This window comes from Flavobacterium sp. B167r (assembly GCF_056824315.1).
This window is the reverse complement of record NZ_CP124859.1, coordinates 153217-169774: the sequence shown is the minus strand read 5'-3', so window position 1 is coordinate 169774 and position 16558 is coordinate 153217. Positions and strand designations below refer to the sequence as shown.

12 protein-coding genes are annotated in these 16558 nt (G+C 32.9%); 7 read left to right on the top strand and 5 right to left on the bottom strand.

The window, feature by feature from the left end; translation table 11 throughout:
- Nucleotides 1-534: 534 nt before the first annotated feature.
- The 3 genes from QLQ96_RS00820 to QLQ96_RS00810 are packed head-to-tail and all read left to right on the top strand — an operon-like array spanning nucleotide 535 to nucleotide 7216.
- The gene (locus QLQ96_RS00820) at nucleotides 535-3780 is read left to right on the top strand and encodes a SusC/RagA family TonB-linked outer membrane protein (protein WP_482493884.1); all 3246 of its coding nucleotides are present in this window, start codon (nucleotides 535-537) and stop codon (nucleotides 3778-3780) included.
- Nucleotides 3781-3797: 17 nt separating this feature from the next.
- On the top strand, nucleotides 3798-5612 hold the full coding sequence (locus tag QLQ96_RS00815; protein WP_482493882.1) for a RagB/SusD family nutrient uptake outer membrane protein: 1815 nt from the start codon (nucleotides 3798-3800) through the stop codon (nucleotides 5610-5612).
- A 26-nt stretch (nucleotides 5613-5638) separates the two neighbouring features.
- Complete coding sequence (locus QLQ96_RS00810) at nucleotides 5639-7216, top strand: DUF5123 domain-containing protein (RefSeq protein WP_482493880.1); 1578 nt, start codon at nucleotides 5639-5641, stop codon at nucleotides 7214-7216.
- Nucleotides 7217-7351: 135 nt separating this feature from the next.
- On the opposite strand, the gene QLQ96_RS00805 is transcribed toward QLQ96_RS00810, so the two are convergent.
- The 4 genes from QLQ96_RS00805 to QLQ96_RS00790 all read right to left on the bottom strand — a co-directional run bounded on the left by QLQ96_RS00805 (nucleotide 7352) and on the right by QLQ96_RS00790 (nucleotide 9705).
- Nucleotides 7352-7969: a pentapeptide repeat-containing protein gene (locus tag QLQ96_RS00805; protein WP_482493879.1), complete on the bottom strand. Its 618-nt coding sequence runs from the start codon at nucleotides 7967-7969 to the stop codon at nucleotides 7352-7354.
- A complete protein-coding gene (locus QLQ96_RS00800) occupies nucleotides 7951-8151 on the bottom strand; it encodes a hypothetical protein (RefSeq protein ID WP_482493877.1) in 201 nt (66 codons plus the stop codon). Before QLQ96_RS00800 ends, QLQ96_RS00805 begins: the two co-directional genes overlap by 19 nt.
- A gap of 70 nt (nucleotides 8152-8221) precedes the next feature.
- Nucleotides 8222-9139, bottom strand: coding sequence for a helix-turn-helix domain-containing protein (locus QLQ96_RS00795; protein ID WP_482493876.1), 918 nt, complete (start codon nucleotides 9137-9139; stop codon nucleotides 8222-8224).
- Between the two features lie 2 nt (nucleotides 9140-9141).
- Nucleotides 9142-9705, bottom strand: a complete 564-nt coding sequence (locus QLQ96_RS00790) for a DUF6642 family protein (RefSeq protein ID WP_482493874.1) — start codon at nucleotides 9703-9705, stop codon at nucleotides 9142-9144.
- 179 nt (nucleotides 9706-9884) lie between these two features.
- Between QLQ96_RS00790 and QLQ96_RS00785 the strand changes: the two genes are divergently transcribed.
- From QLQ96_RS00785 to QLQ96_RS00770, 4 genes are all read left to right on the top strand, one after another.
- Complete coding sequence (locus QLQ96_RS00785; RefSeq protein WP_482493872.1) at nucleotides 9885-10490, top strand: 5'-methylthioadenosine/S-adenosylhomocysteine nucleosidase family protein; 606 nt, start codon at nucleotides 9885-9887, stop codon at nucleotides 10488-10490.
- Between the two features lie 166 nt (nucleotides 10491-10656).
- Nucleotides 10657-11286, top strand: coding sequence for an MgtC/SapB family protein (locus QLQ96_RS00780; RefSeq protein WP_482493870.1), 630 nt, complete (start codon nucleotides 10657-10659; stop codon nucleotides 11284-11286).
- A gap of 11 nt (nucleotides 11287-11297) precedes the next feature.
- A complete protein-coding gene (locus QLQ96_RS00775) occupies nucleotides 11298-11834 on the top strand; it encodes a GNAT family N-acetyltransferase (protein WP_482493868.1) in 537 nt (178 codons plus the stop codon).
- A 110-nt stretch (nucleotides 11835-11944) separates the two neighbouring features.
- Entirely contained in the window at nucleotides 11945-15586 is a 3642-nt protein-coding gene (locus QLQ96_RS00770) for a hypothetical protein (protein ID WP_482493866.1), read from the top strand.
- A gap of 125 nt (nucleotides 15587-15711) precedes the next feature.
- On the opposite strand, the gene QLQ96_RS00765 is transcribed toward QLQ96_RS00770, so the two are convergent.
- A complete protein-coding gene (locus QLQ96_RS00765; protein WP_482493865.1) occupies nucleotides 15712-16554 on the bottom strand; it encodes a DUF4249 domain-containing protein in 843 nt (280 codons plus the stop codon).
- Nucleotides 16555-16558 lie beyond the last annotated feature (4 nt).

The window sequence follows — 16558 nt, the reverse complement described above, 5'->3', positions numbered from 1 at the left end:
ATTAATTCCTCTTTATGCTTTTCTAGTCAGAAAATACATTTTAAAATTAACTGCTTCTTTTTTCTTTTTTTGATTTTTTTTAGGATCGATTTAACTTTTTAAGTGTAAAAATAACACCTAATAATTTCGTAATTAATATTCATGTAATCGATTGTTTTTTTTGTAAAAAGTGAATCAAATGATGGTTTGATAATAATATTTTTAATATTTTATATTGATATAAATTATATATGTCACATAAAAAACCAATAAAATTTTTAATATGTAATTTTTTTTATGAAATTTTTATGAAATTTTATTTTTCGTTTAAAAAAAATATCTATGTTTGTGTAATCGATTACAACTTTTATTTCGTTGTTCGAAATCGATTAAGTAAAGAGAAGGAGAAATAGAGCAGGAATGAAGCTTAAACGAAGACATAAATAAAGTATTGTTAAAATAAAATCATAAATATTAACCTAGAAATGAATTGAAAGTAACCACAAAAAACCACTTAAACCAAAAGAAAAACTTTAATAACTTAAACAATCAACCATGAACTTTAAAGAACTATTAAACAAAGGGGCAAATTTTTGCTTTAAACTTGTTTTCTTACTGTGCTTATTGATCGGTAGTCAAGTACACGCACAGGGCACAACGATAGAGGGAACCGTGAAGGATGCAGCGGGACTTTCTCTTCCTGGGGTAAACGTCTTAGAAAAAGGAACTAAGAACGGAACTTCTACCGATTTTGACGGTCATTACAAACTAAAACTTACCAACCCAAAAGCGGTACTAACTTTCTCTTTTATTGGATTCAAAAACATTGACGTTTCAACTGAAGGAAAAACGAAAGTAAATGCAACGATGTCTGAAGATTCCAATAGCTTAAATGAAGTTGTTGTAATCGGATACGGAACATCTAAAAAATCTGATTTGACGGGAGCTGTTTCTACTATTTCAGGTGCAGATTTGAAAAAAGTGCCAGTGGCAAACGTTGCAGAAGCTTTAACAGGTCGTATTGCGGGTGTTCAGGTAGCTGCTTCAGAGGGTTCTCCAGATGCAGATATTAGAATTAGAGTTCGTGGAGGTGGTTCACTTACTCAAGATGCTTCGCCATTAATTATTGTTGATGGATTCCCTATCAATAACATGAACGATATTTCTTCATCTGATATTGATTCTATGACTGTTTTAAAAGATGCTGCTTCAACTGCAATCTACGGATCACGTGGTGCAAATGGGGTAATTCTTATTACAACAAAAAGCGGAAAAGACGGAAAAATGGCAGTAAATTTCAATATGTTCTATGGTATGAAAACGATGGCTAATCAAATTGATGTTTTGTCACCTGAAGATTATACGAAGTGGCAATACGAATATGCTATGCTTTCTCAAACAGGAACAAAAGTAGCTTCTAATCCAGATTCATACACTAAGTATTTTGGAAACTGGGAAGATCATGACATGTACAAAGGATTAAAGGGAGATGATTGGCAAAAGCAAATTTTTGGACGTAGAGGTGAGGTGCAAAGCCGTGATTTAGGAATTAGAGGCGGAACAGATAAGCTTAATTACAATTTCAATTATGCTCATTATGATGAAAAGGCAATCATGATAGGTTCTGACTATAAAAGAAATAACCTGTCGTTAGCTTTAAAAAGCAAATTAAGTGATAAGGTGGATGTTGGTTTTACTATGCGTTATTCAGATACAGAGATTGATGGTGGTGGGGTAAATGAGCAAAATGAGAAATCTTCAGCAGATTCTCGTATGCGTACAATTGTTGGGTATACACCGCTTCCTGTTGCAGGTTTAACTTCAGAAGATGTTGCTGGAGATGGATCTGATTTATTGGTAAATCCTTTTAAATCTGTTTCAGATAATGATCGTCAGCAGTTTCGTAAAAACTTTAATATGTTAGGAAGTTTTGGTTGGGAAATTGTAGATAATTTGAAATTGAAAGTAGATTTAGGTCTTGATAATTTTAACAATTTAGATTATCGTTTTTATGGACTAACGACTTATTACGTAGCTAACTCGCCAGCAGCAACTTTGCAGGATATGCCTGCTATGATTATGAGCGATAATAAAGAAAAACGTTTTAGAAATGCTAATACATTGAATTACGATTTCAAAAAAATAATGGGTGATGACCACCATTTGAGCGCTCTTCTTGGTCAAGAAAGCATTTCATACACTTCAAATACTGTAACGACTACTATTCATGGATATCCTACTTTCTTTGATTTTGAGAAAGCAAAAACACTTACAAGTCAAGGAACTCCACAAGCCGTGGACAACTACTATAATCCAGATGATAGATTATTATCATTCTTCGGACGTGCTAATTATGATTACAAAAATCGTTACATCTTCTCGGCGACTTTCCGTGCAGATGGTTCTAGTAAATTCTTAGAAGGAAATCGTTGGGGATATTTCCCAGCTTTTGCAGCTGGATGGAAAATCTCAGAAGAGAATTTCTTGAAAAATAAAACTTGGATCAATCTTTTAAAAGTAAGAGCTAGTTATGGTGAAGCAGGAAATAATAATATTCCTGTTGGACAGCAAATCCAGATTTTTCAATCTACGCCAACAACATGGATAAATGGGGTTACAAGTGTTTGGGCGCCTTCAAAAACAATGCCTAATCCAGAATTGAAATGGGAAACTACGGTAACTCAGAATCTTGGTTTAGATTTCGGATTTTTCAAAAATCGTTTAAGCGGTAATTTCGATGTCTATAAAAATATTACAAGCGATTTGTTAATTAATTTCCCAGTTCCTGGATCTGGATATGATTATCAATACCGTAATATGGGAGAAACACAAAATACAGGTTTCGAAGCGACTTTAAATGTTGTAGCTATTGAAAAAGCGAAATACGGTTTGAATTTTTCATTCAATATGTCAGTAAACAAAAATCGTATTAACTCATTGGGTGTTATGAATAATTTTGGACAAGCAACTGGATGGGCTTCTTCACAAATATCAAATGATTATCTAGTAGCTGTAGGTTCTTCATTAGGGGCTATGTATGGTTATAAAAACGATGGAAGATATGAAGTTTCAGATTTTGATTTTGTCGGAGGCAAGTATGTTTTAAAAAGCGGTGTAGTTAATACATCAACTTCACTCGTTGGAGATGGAAGTGCTCTTAAACCAGGGGATATGAAATTGAAAGATGTTAATGGAGATGGTAAAGTTGATGTAAACGATAATGTAATAGTTGGTAATTATAACCCAAAAAGTTCAGGAGGTTTTATCATCAACGGAAATGCTTATGGGTTTGATTTAATGGCAGCTTTTAACTGGAGTATTGGTAATGATGTATACAATGCTGATAAAATTGAATTTTCTACAGCAAATGCTTCAAGCGAATATAAAAATTTAAATTCTACTATGGCAGATGGAAAAAGATGGACAAATTTTGATCCAGCGACAGGTCAATTGGTAATGGATAATCCTGAAGCTCTAGCAGCTCTTAATGCTAATACAACTATGTGGTCTCCATATATGAGAACTGCTGTATTTACAGATTGGGCAGTTGAAGACGCATCATTTTTAAGACTAAATACTTTAACATTAGGATATACAACTCCTGAAACGTTTACATCTAAACTTGGAATTTCTAAATTAAGATTCTATTTGACGGCAAGCAATGTTTTTGTTTGGACTAACTACTCAGGCTCAGATCCTGAAGTTTCAACAAGAAGAAAAAACCCGCTTACACCTGGGGTTGATTCAAGCCCTTATCCAAGAAGCAGACAAATGATTTTTGGAATGAATCTTAATTTCTAATTTTAAATTATCACAAAATGAAACATAAAATAATAATAGCGGGACTAATTATTTCGAGTTTATTTAGTTCTTGCCAGCAGTTTGAAGATGACTATTTAGATACAGATGCGCCATCAACATTAGATCCAGCTTTAATCTTTTCTGAACCTGCACTTGCAAAAGGAGCTGTTGATGGAATTAAAGTGCCATTTGCTGAAACTAACTCTTATAGAGGAAGATTTTTACCATATTATGGATTAAATACAGATACAGAGTGGTATAATACGTCTCAGACAGCAGGTGATAAAGCGGATCTAGCTGTTTACGATGCGAAGCCAAGTAATACAGAGATGAATACAACTAATAATGCTTATTCAATGATGTTTTCAGGTATCGAACGTGCGAATGTTTGTATTACAGGTATGCGTCAATATGGAGATCCTAAACCAGGAACAGAAATGGGACAGTTGTTAGGAGAAGCTTTAACACTAAGAGCAATTTACTACGCTGACTTACTTAAAGCATGGGGAGATGTTCCTGCTAGGTTTGAACCTATTACGACAGCAACTCTGTATTTGCCTAAAACAAGTAGAGATGTAATTTACAAACAATTAATTGCAGACTTAGGAGAAGCTTCTACTTTGGTTGCGTGGCCAAATGCAACTTCTTATACAAGCACAGTAGAACATGTAAATAAAGCATTTGTTAAAGCATTTAGAGCACGTTTGGCTTTAGTAGCAAGCGGTTATCAACAATATCCTGATGGAGTAAGAAGAAGTAATGATCCGGAACTTTCAGTTGCTAACATGTATGCATTGGCATTAAAAGAATCTCGTGAAGTGATTGAAAGTGGTTCTGCTCATTTAGAATCTACTTTTGAAGGATTATGGAGAAAATATAATCAAGAAATTACTACTGCAGGAGGAGAATCTCTTTGGGAACTTCCTTTTGCTGATGGTCGTGGCCGTATGTTGTTTACGTTTGCAGTAAAACATACTTCTGCAAGCGATCAATTCCAGCAAAATGGTGCAAACCGTGGAGGTGCAGCAGGTCCTTTACCATTTGTTTTCTATGATTATGATCAAACAGATTTGCGTAGAGATGTTACATGTGTGCCTTACAAATGGGGTACTGCAGCAGCTGCAACTCCTTATCCTATTGCTAAGCAAGAGTTAGCAGGATTAGATACATGGTGTTTTGGTAAATATCGTTACGAATGGATGACACGTAGAGTTACTTCAGATAATGATGATGGTGTTAATAAAATGTACATGCGTTATGCAGAAGTGCTTCTTATTGCGGCTGAAACAGCAAACGAATTAGAAGGTCCTGGTGCGGCGATGCCTTATTTAAAAGAAATTAGAAGAAGATCATTTTCTTCAGATGATCAGACTGCGAAAGTTGAGAACTATGTAAATAATTTAACTAGCAAAGAAGCAATGTTTAATGCTCTTGTTGAAGAAAATAAATTTGAGTTTACTGGAGAAATGGAGCGTAAACAAGCACTTATTCGTTGGAATTTGCTTAAAACAAACTTAGATAAAGCAAAAGAAAAAATGGCAAACTTATCAGCTCGTACTGGTGAATATGCTGATGTGCCTGCAACTTTATACTTTAAATATAAATCAGATAATGTAAGCTTAGATATTTATGGGTTAAATAGAGGAGAAACTACAAATCCGGGAGCTACATATACATCTTTTGAATGGTCATGGACAGGAACTTCTGCGGATGCCAAGATAAATTCATTGTACAAAGCAGGGGTTAATCCTGATAACAGACAATTCTGGCCAATATGGCAAGTATTCCTTGATGGAAGTAACGGCCAGTTAAAAAATGATTTTGGTTATTAAAATCTTTAATAAATTAATAAGTTATTATGATGAACACAAAAAATATATTTAGAGGACTAATAACCATATTATTGCTAGCAATTACAATTTCGGGTTGCGAAAGTTATAATGAAGAGTTGTTAGACGGTATAGGAAATACAAGAGAATTTTCTCCGATTGGACTTAAAGCCATTGTTAGAAATTCAACTACAGTCGAACTAAACTGGGACGTTAAAGCAGACGAAAATCCAGATCATTACGTGGTAGAGTTTAGTCCAGATGATCCAGAGTTCAAGACTATTTTTAAAACATTGAATGTTTCACCTAGTCAACTGCCAATACAGGTAGCTTTAGAAGGAGAAACTACTTATTCTATTAGGGTTAAAGCGGTAAGTGCAGCTGGTCTTGAAGATTCTAAATGGTCAATTGCAACAGCAACAACATTATCTGAACAGATTTTCTTCCCAATTAAGGATGAAGAAATTCAAGGTACATCTGTTACTTTGAGATGGACACCTAATAGTAATGTAACTCATATATCGCTTCAACCTGGTGATTTAACGCATACCATAACAGCAGATGAGAAAGTGGCTGGGGTAGCAATTGTTACTGGTTTAACCCCGGAAAGAGACTATGCAGTTACTTTAAAGAATGGAACCAAAACAAGAGGAACATTAAATTTTACAAGTGGTGTTGATCTTACAAATGGTATTGTAGTAAATCCGGGAGATGATTTAAATGCTAAAATAGCGTTGGCGACAGCAGGATCTAGATTGTTGCTTATGCCAGGTATTTATCAGACAACGGGCGAGGTGGTTTTAAACAAATCGCTTATCATTAGAGGTGTAAGACCAGAGGATAAACCAAAATTGAATGTGAAATTTACGGTAAATGCAGGACTTGTTAACCTTTCATTGGTAGATTTAGAATTATATGGAGCTGGATTAACTAATGCAGCAGTTGTAACTGTTTCAGGAGCTTCTTCTAATTATGGAGATATTTTAATCACCAAATCTTACATTCATGATTATACACGTGCTTTAATTGCGGCGAATGCGTCAAATTCAAAAGTAACTTCATTTACGGTTGATAACAGTATTGTTAAGTCAGTAAATACAAACGCAGGAGCTGATTTTATTGATTTTAGAATTACATATGTTGCAAGTATAGTACTAAAAAACAGCACATTCGATTCTTGTTCTACTGGACGTGATTTTGTTAGGGTAGACGCAGTTCTTACTGCTGGAGGAGGCTTCTCTGGTACTGGATTAAAAACTACAACTTTAATACAAAACTGTACGCTTTATAATGTTTCAAATACAGTAGCGCCAAAAAGAATTTTGTATGTAAGATTTGCAGATAATAGTTCTACTGTAATGAACACATTGATTGTTTCAACATCAGCTATTTATACGAATCAGGCAACTACAGAAGCTCCTACATTTAGTAAAAATTATTACTATACTGCAGCAAGTTTTATGGATGCGACTATTCCTTTAAACAAAGTTGATGCAAGTGGAGCAACAGCAAATCCTCAGTTTGTGGATGCTACCACAGGTAACTTTAAAGTTCAAAACCAAACATTGATTGACAATAATATTGGAGATCCGCGTTGGTTAAAATAAAAATCGTGGTTGATTAAATAGGAAAAGCGGGATGCAATTTAGTTTGCAATCCCGCTTTTTTAGTTTTCAGTCGCAGTCTCAGTATTCAGTCACAGAACCAGCTGGTTACTGAGACTGCGACTGAATACTAATAAATCATTCGATGGATAAATCAAATTTTTGAAGTAAACCTGCAAGTGCTGTATGTGAAACTTTTGTTCCTTTAATTTTATTTTCTGACGGATCAAAAGCATAATTTCTTGAAGTTCTAAAATCGGTTTTCTCCAGAATGCATTCCACGAAAGTGGCACCAGAAAGTTCACAGTTTTTGAAAACTGCTAAAGATAAATCGGTATTCGAGAAATCGGTTTCTTTTAAAAAGCAATCTATGAAATTGGTCTTCTTTAGTTTTTTAAAAATGAAAGTAGAATAGTCTAAAATGCAATCTTGAAAATTCATCGAAAATAAAAAACTATTGCACGCGCTAAAGTCCAAACCCATTAATTTACAGCCGATGAATTTAATGTTTTTCAATCCAGTATTTCGCAAAGTCGCTAAAGAAAGATTGCAATTTTTAAAACTGCAATCAAGAAAGTCATTATTACTTAAATCACTTTTAGAAAAATTGCAGTTAATGAATTCGCAGTTTACAAATTCAGTATTGGCTAAGCTTTGTTCCGAATAATCGATTGTTTCAAAAGTTCGGTTTTGGTATAATTTTGATTCCATTAAAAAATTAAAAGGCGTGTAAAGTTTTATTCTAATTCGATACAATCGAAAAGGGTATTGTTTTGAAGTAATTCAGTAACATTCAATTCGCTATCTACTCGTAAAATATTATCGCAGTCTTCAAGATCAAAATTCCACTGAGATTGTGGCAATAATTGATTTAACAATGCAGAAGCCGATTCGAATTTGGTCTGATTATCAACGGAAGTTTTAAAAACATAAATCATAATTTGCATTTTTGAGGAAGCAAATTTCTGAAAAACACCTACATATTTGTTAGGATTCTATAATCCATGATTAGGATTTATCAATCATTTTTCTATATCTAATAGGAGAAATTCCTTCAGCTTTTTTAAAAAATCTACTAAAGTAAGATTGATCTTCAAAACCTACTTTAGTTGCAATTTCGCCTACAGAAAGCGTCGTTTGAAATAGTAAATATTTGGCTTCTAATAATATGTTGTCATCAATCCATTTTACAGCAGATTTTCCCGTAACTGTTTTCACACATTTATTCAAATGGTTTGGAGTGACATTAAGTAAGGAAGAGTAGTAGTTAACTTGATGCTGGGTTTTAATTTGGTCGTGAATCAGTTCTTTAAATTTTGCTGTAATTGCTTCTGCAGCCGAAATGCTTTTAGAAGGTTTTACAGCATGTTTATTCATTTCATAAAACAAAGTAATTAAGTACGATTGCACTATATTTAAATCAGTGAAGGCTGTTTCGGAATATTCCTTTTTCAATCGCTCCAAGATATTTGTTACAGCGGTAAGATCTTCTGGCCCCACTTTGATTTTAGGATTTCCCGAAATTTTTAGAAAATCAAATTCATTAAGCAATTCGCGGCTCCCGTATCTCCTAATTAAGACATCAGGATGAAACTGGCAGATATAACCGCTATGAATATTCTTGACATTATCAAGCGAGAAAATCTGACCTGCCGGAATCATGATTATTTCATGATCGGTGGTTGTATATTCTTGATAGCCTAATTTCATAACATGCTGTCCTGACGAAATAAAAATTAAGGTATGACACGAATGTTTTGAAGGTGGAACAGGATGCTGCATATGCATGATTTCCTCAATTTCAAGACAGAAAAAATGGTCAGAATTCGATTTGAAAAGTAAATGGATAGGATTGTCTTCTCCTAAAAACTTCTCTCGAAATCCTTTTGGTTCGTAGGTTTTTATTTTCTCTGCTTGCTTTTTCATTTTTAATAATATAATCTAAAATCAAGCAATTTGCAAAGATTGTAATGTTTAGCATAAAGATCCTCAACCACTTCAATCAGATTGTCATTTTCCTGATACAGGCTAAAAAAAGCTTTGTCAATAGTACTGCAGCTGGCAATTTTATTATAAGTCGAGCCATATCCTGAAATTGCCCTTGCACCAGTGATATCTAGAAAATACTGCGCTTCATCTTCGTTTAAATCTAAAATTTTAAGATTCGCAAAATGAATAATTTTACCTTTCATTTTACCTTCAAAAAGTTCCGCAATTTCTTCTAAGCTGTAATAATAATCATGAAGGCAGATATTATTTTCCTGACCAGGCATCGCAAGATAAATGATTTCATAATCTTTAAAATTATGATCTTCATAGAGTAAGATATTCAAACTTTCTTCTAAACCCTCAATTGTATCGCAAGTTTTATGAATGCTCGAAATACCTTGGTCAATAGCCAATTCTTCTAGACATTTTACCACATTGGTCGGAGTGTGATCCTCTATATCTCGAACGCCTTCTAGACAGAAAATAAATTTTTCATTATCCATTCAGTTTTCCTTTCTGGTTTTTTAAAGATTTGATTCTTTTACGGGTTCTCGCAAATGTATTTTTTATAAAATAAAAATTAGCATAGAAAACAGATTTTAACGTGTTTTTTGGATTTTAAATTAAGGTTAGAGCTACGTAAATTTTTAAGCGTATTTTTGTAAACCGAAAATAAATACGCATGATACAAATTAACCAAACGGCGTCATTTGCTGTTGAAGATATATTATTCTGCTTTGCATTAGAATCTGAAGCCGCAGAAGTTTTTAAAGGTCACAATACCCTAATTACAGGAATTGGTAAAGTAAACGCCGCTTACGAATTGACAAAAGCGATTCTAAAGAAAAGGCCTTCTATAATTATAAATCTAGGATCGGCAGGAAGCAGCTGTTTTCAAAAAGGAGATGTAATCTGTTGCACCAAATTTGTACAAAGAGACATGGATGTTCAAGGTTTGGGATTTGCATTATACGAAACGCCACTTTCTGGTTTGCCTCTAGTTTTAGAATACGGTTTATTGATGGATAATCTTTCAGAAGGAATTTGCGGAACAGGAGACAACTTCGAAATGGGACATTTTTCTGATGCATATAATGTTGTTGATATGGAAGCTTACGCTTTAGCGATGATCGCCATGAAAGAAAATATTCCATTTTTAAGTTTAAAATACATTTCAGACGGAGCCGATGATAATGCTGCCGAAGATTGGACGGTTCAGGTTCATAAAGCGGCAATTGCCTACGGTAAAATTTTAGGATTGATTGAAGAGGAAGTTATTGGAATTTAGGTTTTTTAGAAATAATTCATTCCGTAGGAATGTCTTGTCGGTAGAATCAAATTTGAATTACGATTTTACGCTCCTTAGGAACGTTTGATTAATAAAGCAGAGTATCTGTTCCATCAGTGTATATTTCACCCAACGAGTTTAATTAGATAAATAGTAAACGATTCTCATGGATATAGAAATTATTATAAAATTGCTTTTAGCAGCATTTTGGGGAGCTTTAATAGGAGCCGAAAGAGAATACAGAGGAAAAGCTGCTGGACTTCGCACCACAATAATGATTTCTGTCGGAGCTTGTTTTTTTACTTTAATGTCTGAATGGATCGGCGGACCAGGAAATCCAGATCGTATTGCTTCTAATATCGTAACAGGTCTGGGTTTTCTTTGCGCAGGAGTAATCTTTAGATCAGATAGTCATGTCTCGGGCATTACAACTGCAGCGACAATTTGGTCGGTAGCGGCTGTGAGTATGGGCGTAGGAGCGGGTTATTACTTTGCTTCGGCTTGTGCGGCGCTTATGATTCTTTTGATTTTAACTCTTCTAACGGTTCTTCAAGATAAAATTGACCTCATCAATGAGTACAAAACGCTACGAATAACTTTTAAGCGTTCCGATGCGGGTCACGCAAGATGTAAAGAATTTTTTTCAACTTATGGTATAAAATCGAAGCTTTTAACTCAACGCCGTAATCTCGATCACGTTGTTTTAGAATGGCAAATACACGGTTCTAAAAAAGCTATAGAATCTCTGTACGCTTCGCTTTTGGAAGATCCAATTTTTGAAGAATTAGTATTATAAAAATAAGAAAGATGAATTTTAATTTACAACCCATTTTAGAAAACAATCTTTGCATTCTATCTCCTTTAGAAGAAAAAGATTTTGATGCATTATACCAAGTAGCTTCCGATCCTAAAATTTGGGAACAGCATCCGAACAAAGATCGATGGAAAAAAGAAGTTTTTGAAAAGTTTTTTGAAGGTGCAATGCAAAGCAAAGGCGCTTTTAAAATTATAAATAAAGAAACTGGTGAAGTTGTCGGAAGTACAAGATTTTACGATTTCAATAAAGAAGAAGATTGTATTTTCATTGGTTACACTTTTTATGCTGTTTCTTGTTGGGGAAAAGGTTTTAATCTAAGTGTAAAAAAGACAATGTTGGATTATCTTTTTGAATATGTTTCTAAAGTTAGATTTCATATTGGAGCAGAGAATATCCGTTCGCAAATTGCAATTTCAAGGGTTGGAGCAAAAAAAATAGCGGAAGAAGAAGTCGCTTATTTTGGAGAAAAACCAAAATTGAATTTTGTGTATCAGATTGATAAATCAAATGGAAGCATTGGCGCTTAAGCCATTAAATACGCATGTTTTTTGATTTTTTGTTTTATAACAAAACTATTTTATTTAGAATGTTAAATTAAGATTACAATTCTTACATTAGCGGATTCAAAATCTAGCCTATGGAGAATTTTATTCTTTTATCATTAATTGCCTGTGTTGTCATTTTATTTAATAATTTTTCGAAATTAAAGAAGGAAAATGATTTTTTAGATTCTTCTTTTACAAAGATTAAGGAAGACTATAAAACCTTAAAAAAGGAAATTGAAGAAATAAAAAATCAGCTTACACAACCTGATTTCAAACCTGAAAATTTGACTTCTGTAAAAGATGAAGTTGAAATAATTGCTGAGCCAATACCCGAAAATATACCTTTAATTATACCAGATGCTGTATCTTTTATTGAAGATATTTCTCTAGAAAATAATATTGTAGCAGAAGAAATTTCAGAAAAACCAGTATTAGTTTCAGATGCTATTACTGCTGATTCGTATAACGAAATTGAAGTAAACGAAACTCCTCAATTTGTAGAAAATTTTGAAACACTTCCTATAAATACAGAGGTTGTAGACGATAATTCGAAAGAACTTGAAGAAGAGCAAGATTATCCAGAAAGCGCTCTTTATGTTTTAATGAAAAAATTAGAACAGCAATTTGCTGAAAATTGGACAGGAATTCTTGGAACAGCCATTATGGTTTTAGGAATTGGCTATCTGAGTATTTATACAGCCTTGAAAGTTTCGCCAATGTTCCGTGTTTTAATTCTTTGGCTGTACGCTGGAATTTTAGTTGGATCCTATTATTTTTTAAAGAAAAAAGAAAAATGGTTTAAAACAGGACTTTGGCTTCGTAGTGCTGGAGCAAGTTTATTCTTATTTGGCTGTTTTGGTGCATCTCAGATTCCGGCGCTTACCTTTTTAGATAATATTCCGCTTGCGTATTCGCTTATCGGATTGGGAATTGGAATTAATTTATATGTCGGATATATTATTAAGCAGCAAACCTTTTTATCGCTTCATACGATTTTAAGTATTTTAATTCTTTGCGTAATTCCGGAAAAACTTTTAATCACATTTTTATTAGCGTCACTCACTGCAACAGCGGGAATTATTTTATCGTACAAAGAAAAATGGGAATATCATTTACTAATTGTTATTTCTGGTTTTATACTATTTGATATTTGGTTTACACAAGGCACAAATGCGTTAAGTAATTCTCAAAACATCTTTGCCATAATCGGTATTGTTTTGGTTTCGGTAAGTTGTATGTATATGCAATACAGAAGTATTTATGCTAATACAAGATTCGATAAAACTGCTTTTGCAACACATTTAACCAATTGGATTTTATTTGCTTTAGGTTTGGTTTTACATTCAACTGGAAGCAGAATCAAGATTTTTGTTTTGCTTGTAGCGGGTATTCTTTGTCTTTTTGCAACACTTTTTGCAAGAAAGAAAAAGATTTTCTGGCTTTATCATCTTGACGGAATGGTTTCTTTTGTGCTTTTTGCCTTAACCATTTTCATGCTTAATGATTGGAAAGTAGGTTACGATATTATCGCATGCGGACTGTATTTCTTAGTTGTTACCTGTCTAATTATTGTTTACAAGAGCAAGGAAGTTTTATTGCATAAAATATTTTTAGGAATCAATCATGTTTTAGGAATATTTATTTTGGGCTTCTTTATTTTACATATTAATACGTCCTCAATACAAACGAGCATTACAAATGTCTTTGCTTCTTTAATTGTGATGACATTGGCAACTTTGTTAGTTTCTGTTTTTTGTGTTGCAAGAAAAGAGTTTTTAGAAACAGATGCTTTTGTTTTAAAGAAAGATTTGAGTTTAAACGGAATTCTCTCTATTCTGTTTTCAATGTTCTTTTTTATAAGTTGGTATCATACGATCGAAGTTTCGTTCTATTATCCGCTTGTGTTTATTGCTTTGTTATGGTGCCTTTTGCGATTCAAATTCAAGACAAGCACATTTGATTTAGGAAGATTTACTTTTTTAAACATCGCGATTGTAGTAGGAGTGGTATTAATTGTTACAGAATCAAAATCTAATTCGGATATTTTTTATGCTTTAGGAATTGTTTCTGTAATCATAACGAACTGGTTTGTAAAAGAATTCTACACAGATAAAAGTATCATTAAAACAATCGGTATAATTGGCGCAAATGCTTTGTTAGTTTCGCTCTCTTATAAATACTTGTTTTTAGGAAATGTTGTTCAAATTTTACCTTGGATTGGAATTGCTTTATTAAATCATGAATTTCTTTGGATTCAATTTAAAAGAAAAACGCTTTCTTCAGACAATCAAGTTCTGCTGTATCTTTTTTGTGCTGCTTTCTTAATATTCGGAAACGCTTTGTTTTTATACAACACTCAATTTTTAAATAATATCGAAATCGGATTGATTGCTTTAGGACTTTCTGCTTTTGAAGTTTATATTTTGTTTGCCAATAAAATAAGAAACAAGTCAAACGAAGTGATTTCTGGATGGGGAAGTTTCCATACGCTAAATTGTGAGCTAATACTTTTTAATGCTTTAATTTTTGGTTTCTCTTGTATTGAGATTAATTATCTTCCAATATATTTAGGAGGTTTGGCTATATTGACTTTTTGGATTTTTCAGAAAATCGAAAAATTCAAGCGTTACAACATTTATTCGTTTGTATTATTAATAGTAACAATCGCTTTAAGTATATATCAAGCCATTCATGATGTCGATGGCAAAATTATACTTTACAGTATTCAAACCTTATGTGTTTTAATGTCGGTAATTTATTATTATTTACAGGTAAAAAGTACTAAAGAAGAAGGTAAAATGTTTATTTCAGTTTTACCGATTGTTCAAAATCTATGGATTATAGCTTTATTATTCATTCAAGTAGAAATAGCTTATTTAGCTCCGATATTTATGCTTTTGGCAATCTTAAATTTCGGTTTGATTTTATACAAAAAAGTAAATTTAGCTCCAGAATCGGTTTTAATTATTGCGCTTTTACCGATTTTAGTTTCTGCTTTTTACAGTATCAAAAATCTAAATGATTTTACTTGGATCGATTGGGCATTACAACTATTAAGCGTTGCTTTATTGATTGTCTTGGCTATTTTTATCAAGAAAAAAGATTTTATAAAAGAATTGAAAGTAGATTATCAGATTGTCGTTAATCTTTGGCTTTCCATCATTATGTTTGCGCAGTTAGAGCATAAATGGCTTCCGGTGTTTTGGGCTTCGACTGCGATTGTAAATATTATTCTTTATTATAAAAAAATAGGAAACAAAAAGGAAATCAGTATTGGGTATTATTTATTGGCGAACTTTCATTTGGCTTTTGTAAGTTTTAATTATTTTGAAGCTAAATTTGAATTTGTATACCTGATTATCTTTGCTTTACTGGCATTATATGTTTTTATTGTCTATAAGTATATTGAAGATTTTAAATTTAGAAACAGCATCATTATTTATCCAGCTACTTTTAGTATTGGTTTATTTTTGTTCCTCACATTCGATAAAGGAATCTTAACTTTCTTCTGGATATTAGAATCTCTAGGATTGTTGATTTTAGGCATTCTTCTTAAAGAAAAATATTTCCGATATGTGTCATTGTCTTTGGTCGGAATTTGCGTTATACGACTCATGTTTTTTGACTTATCCAATGCAGATTTCTTAATTAGGGCTTTGGTTTTATTAGGAGTCGGAATTGTACTTTTAATTATGAATACGCTATTTAAAAAGTACAAAGAACGATTTGATTAAATCAGGTTTTGCTTCTTTCGCATATGGTGAAAAAAAGATACTTTTTAAGTAGAAATAACAGAAACTAAAATAGAAAACCCCTTAAAATTATTTTTTAAGGGGTTTTCTATTTATACAAAATTATTTTATTGCACTAAGTAAGGAACCTGATCAGCTTCGCAAAGTCTAAAATAACCCAAAGCAAAATTATTAGCATCGGTTGTATTGACAATATTTCCTCGAATATTTCCAGGAGGAACAGAAAACGGATTTGAGCTTGAAGCTTCCAGAATTAAGTTCCAGTAATTATAGAAATTTTTAGAAACGCCTCTATGTGTAATTGTAACGGTATTTCCAGGTTTCATTTTGTCTTCATCAGAATATCTTGTGCTGATTTCGTTTCCGTTATAAAATTCATCATTTGTGATTTGATATTCTGGATAAATCAAGAATTCGCTTTGATAATCGGTTACGTAAAAATTGATTTGATCTGCGGGATCGTTATAATAGTAAGTAAGTTCAATTACATCTTCTCCGCCAAAATCAGGAACAATTTTCTGCTCAATTTTATTTATTGGAGTTACAGAAGTCAGCTTTTCAACCGCTGTGAAACTTTGTCCTTCGGCATCAATAAATAATTTATAATCGGCATCAATTACAGGAACAAAATTGGTGCATTTATAAACTCCAGCTTCGGTTTCGTTAAAGGTAAAAACATCTCCATTACTGTTTTCTATTCGTACTTGTGCGCCCGAAACTTTTGGTGTAGAACCACTGTAATAAGGAGCTGTTTTATTAATTTTTATGGTTTGTTCCTTTCCGTCAGTTCCTTTTTTCCAGATAATTTCGGCATCGATTACCAGTTTGGTTTCGCCAGTTGGCAAATCTAGATTAACAACATCTTCGCATGAAGCGAAAGAAAAAACAAAAAGAAGACTTATTAATGCCAGTGCTCTGTTCATTACCATATATTTTTTCAATTTATTCATAGCA

Coding starts and splice junctions, on each gene's coding strand:
- QLQ96_RS00770 (WP_482493866.1), top strand. CDS start 11,945: ATGGAGAATTTTATTCTTTTATCATTAATTGCCTGTGTTGTCATTTTA.
- QLQ96_RS00810 (WP_482493880.1), top strand. CDS start 5,639: ATGATGAACACAAAAAATATATTTAGAGGACTAATAACCATATTATTG.
- QLQ96_RS00800 (WP_482493877.1), bottom strand. CDS start 8,151: ATGATTTATGTTTTTAAAACTTCCGTTGATAATCAGACCAAATTCGAA.
- QLQ96_RS00785 (WP_482493872.1), top strand. CDS start 9,885: ATGATACAAATTAACCAAACGGCGTCATTTGCTGTTGAAGATATATTA.
- QLQ96_RS00790 (WP_482493874.1), bottom strand. CDS start 9,705: ATGGATAATGAAAAATTTATTTTCTGTCTAGAAGGCGTTCGAGATATA.
- QLQ96_RS00780 (WP_482493870.1), top strand. CDS start 10,657: ATGGATATAGAAATTATTATAAAATTGCTTTTAGCAGCATTTTGGGGA.
- QLQ96_RS00820 (WP_482493884.1), top strand. CDS start 535: ATGAACTTTAAAGAACTATTAAACAAAGGGGCAAATTTTTGCTTTAAA.
- QLQ96_RS00815 (WP_482493882.1), top strand. CDS start 3,798: ATGAAACATAAAATAATAATAGCGGGACTAATTATTTCGAGTTTATTT.
- QLQ96_RS00765 (WP_482493865.1), bottom strand. CDS start 16,554: ATGAATAAATTGAAAAAATATATGGTAATGAACAGAGCACTGGCATTA.
- QLQ96_RS00775 (WP_482493868.1), top strand. CDS start 11,298: ATGAATTTTAATTTACAACCCATTTTAGAAAACAATCTTTGCATTCTA.
- QLQ96_RS00795 (WP_482493876.1), bottom strand. CDS start 9,139: ATGAAAAAGCAAGCAGAGAAAATAAAAACCTACGAACCAAAAGGATTT.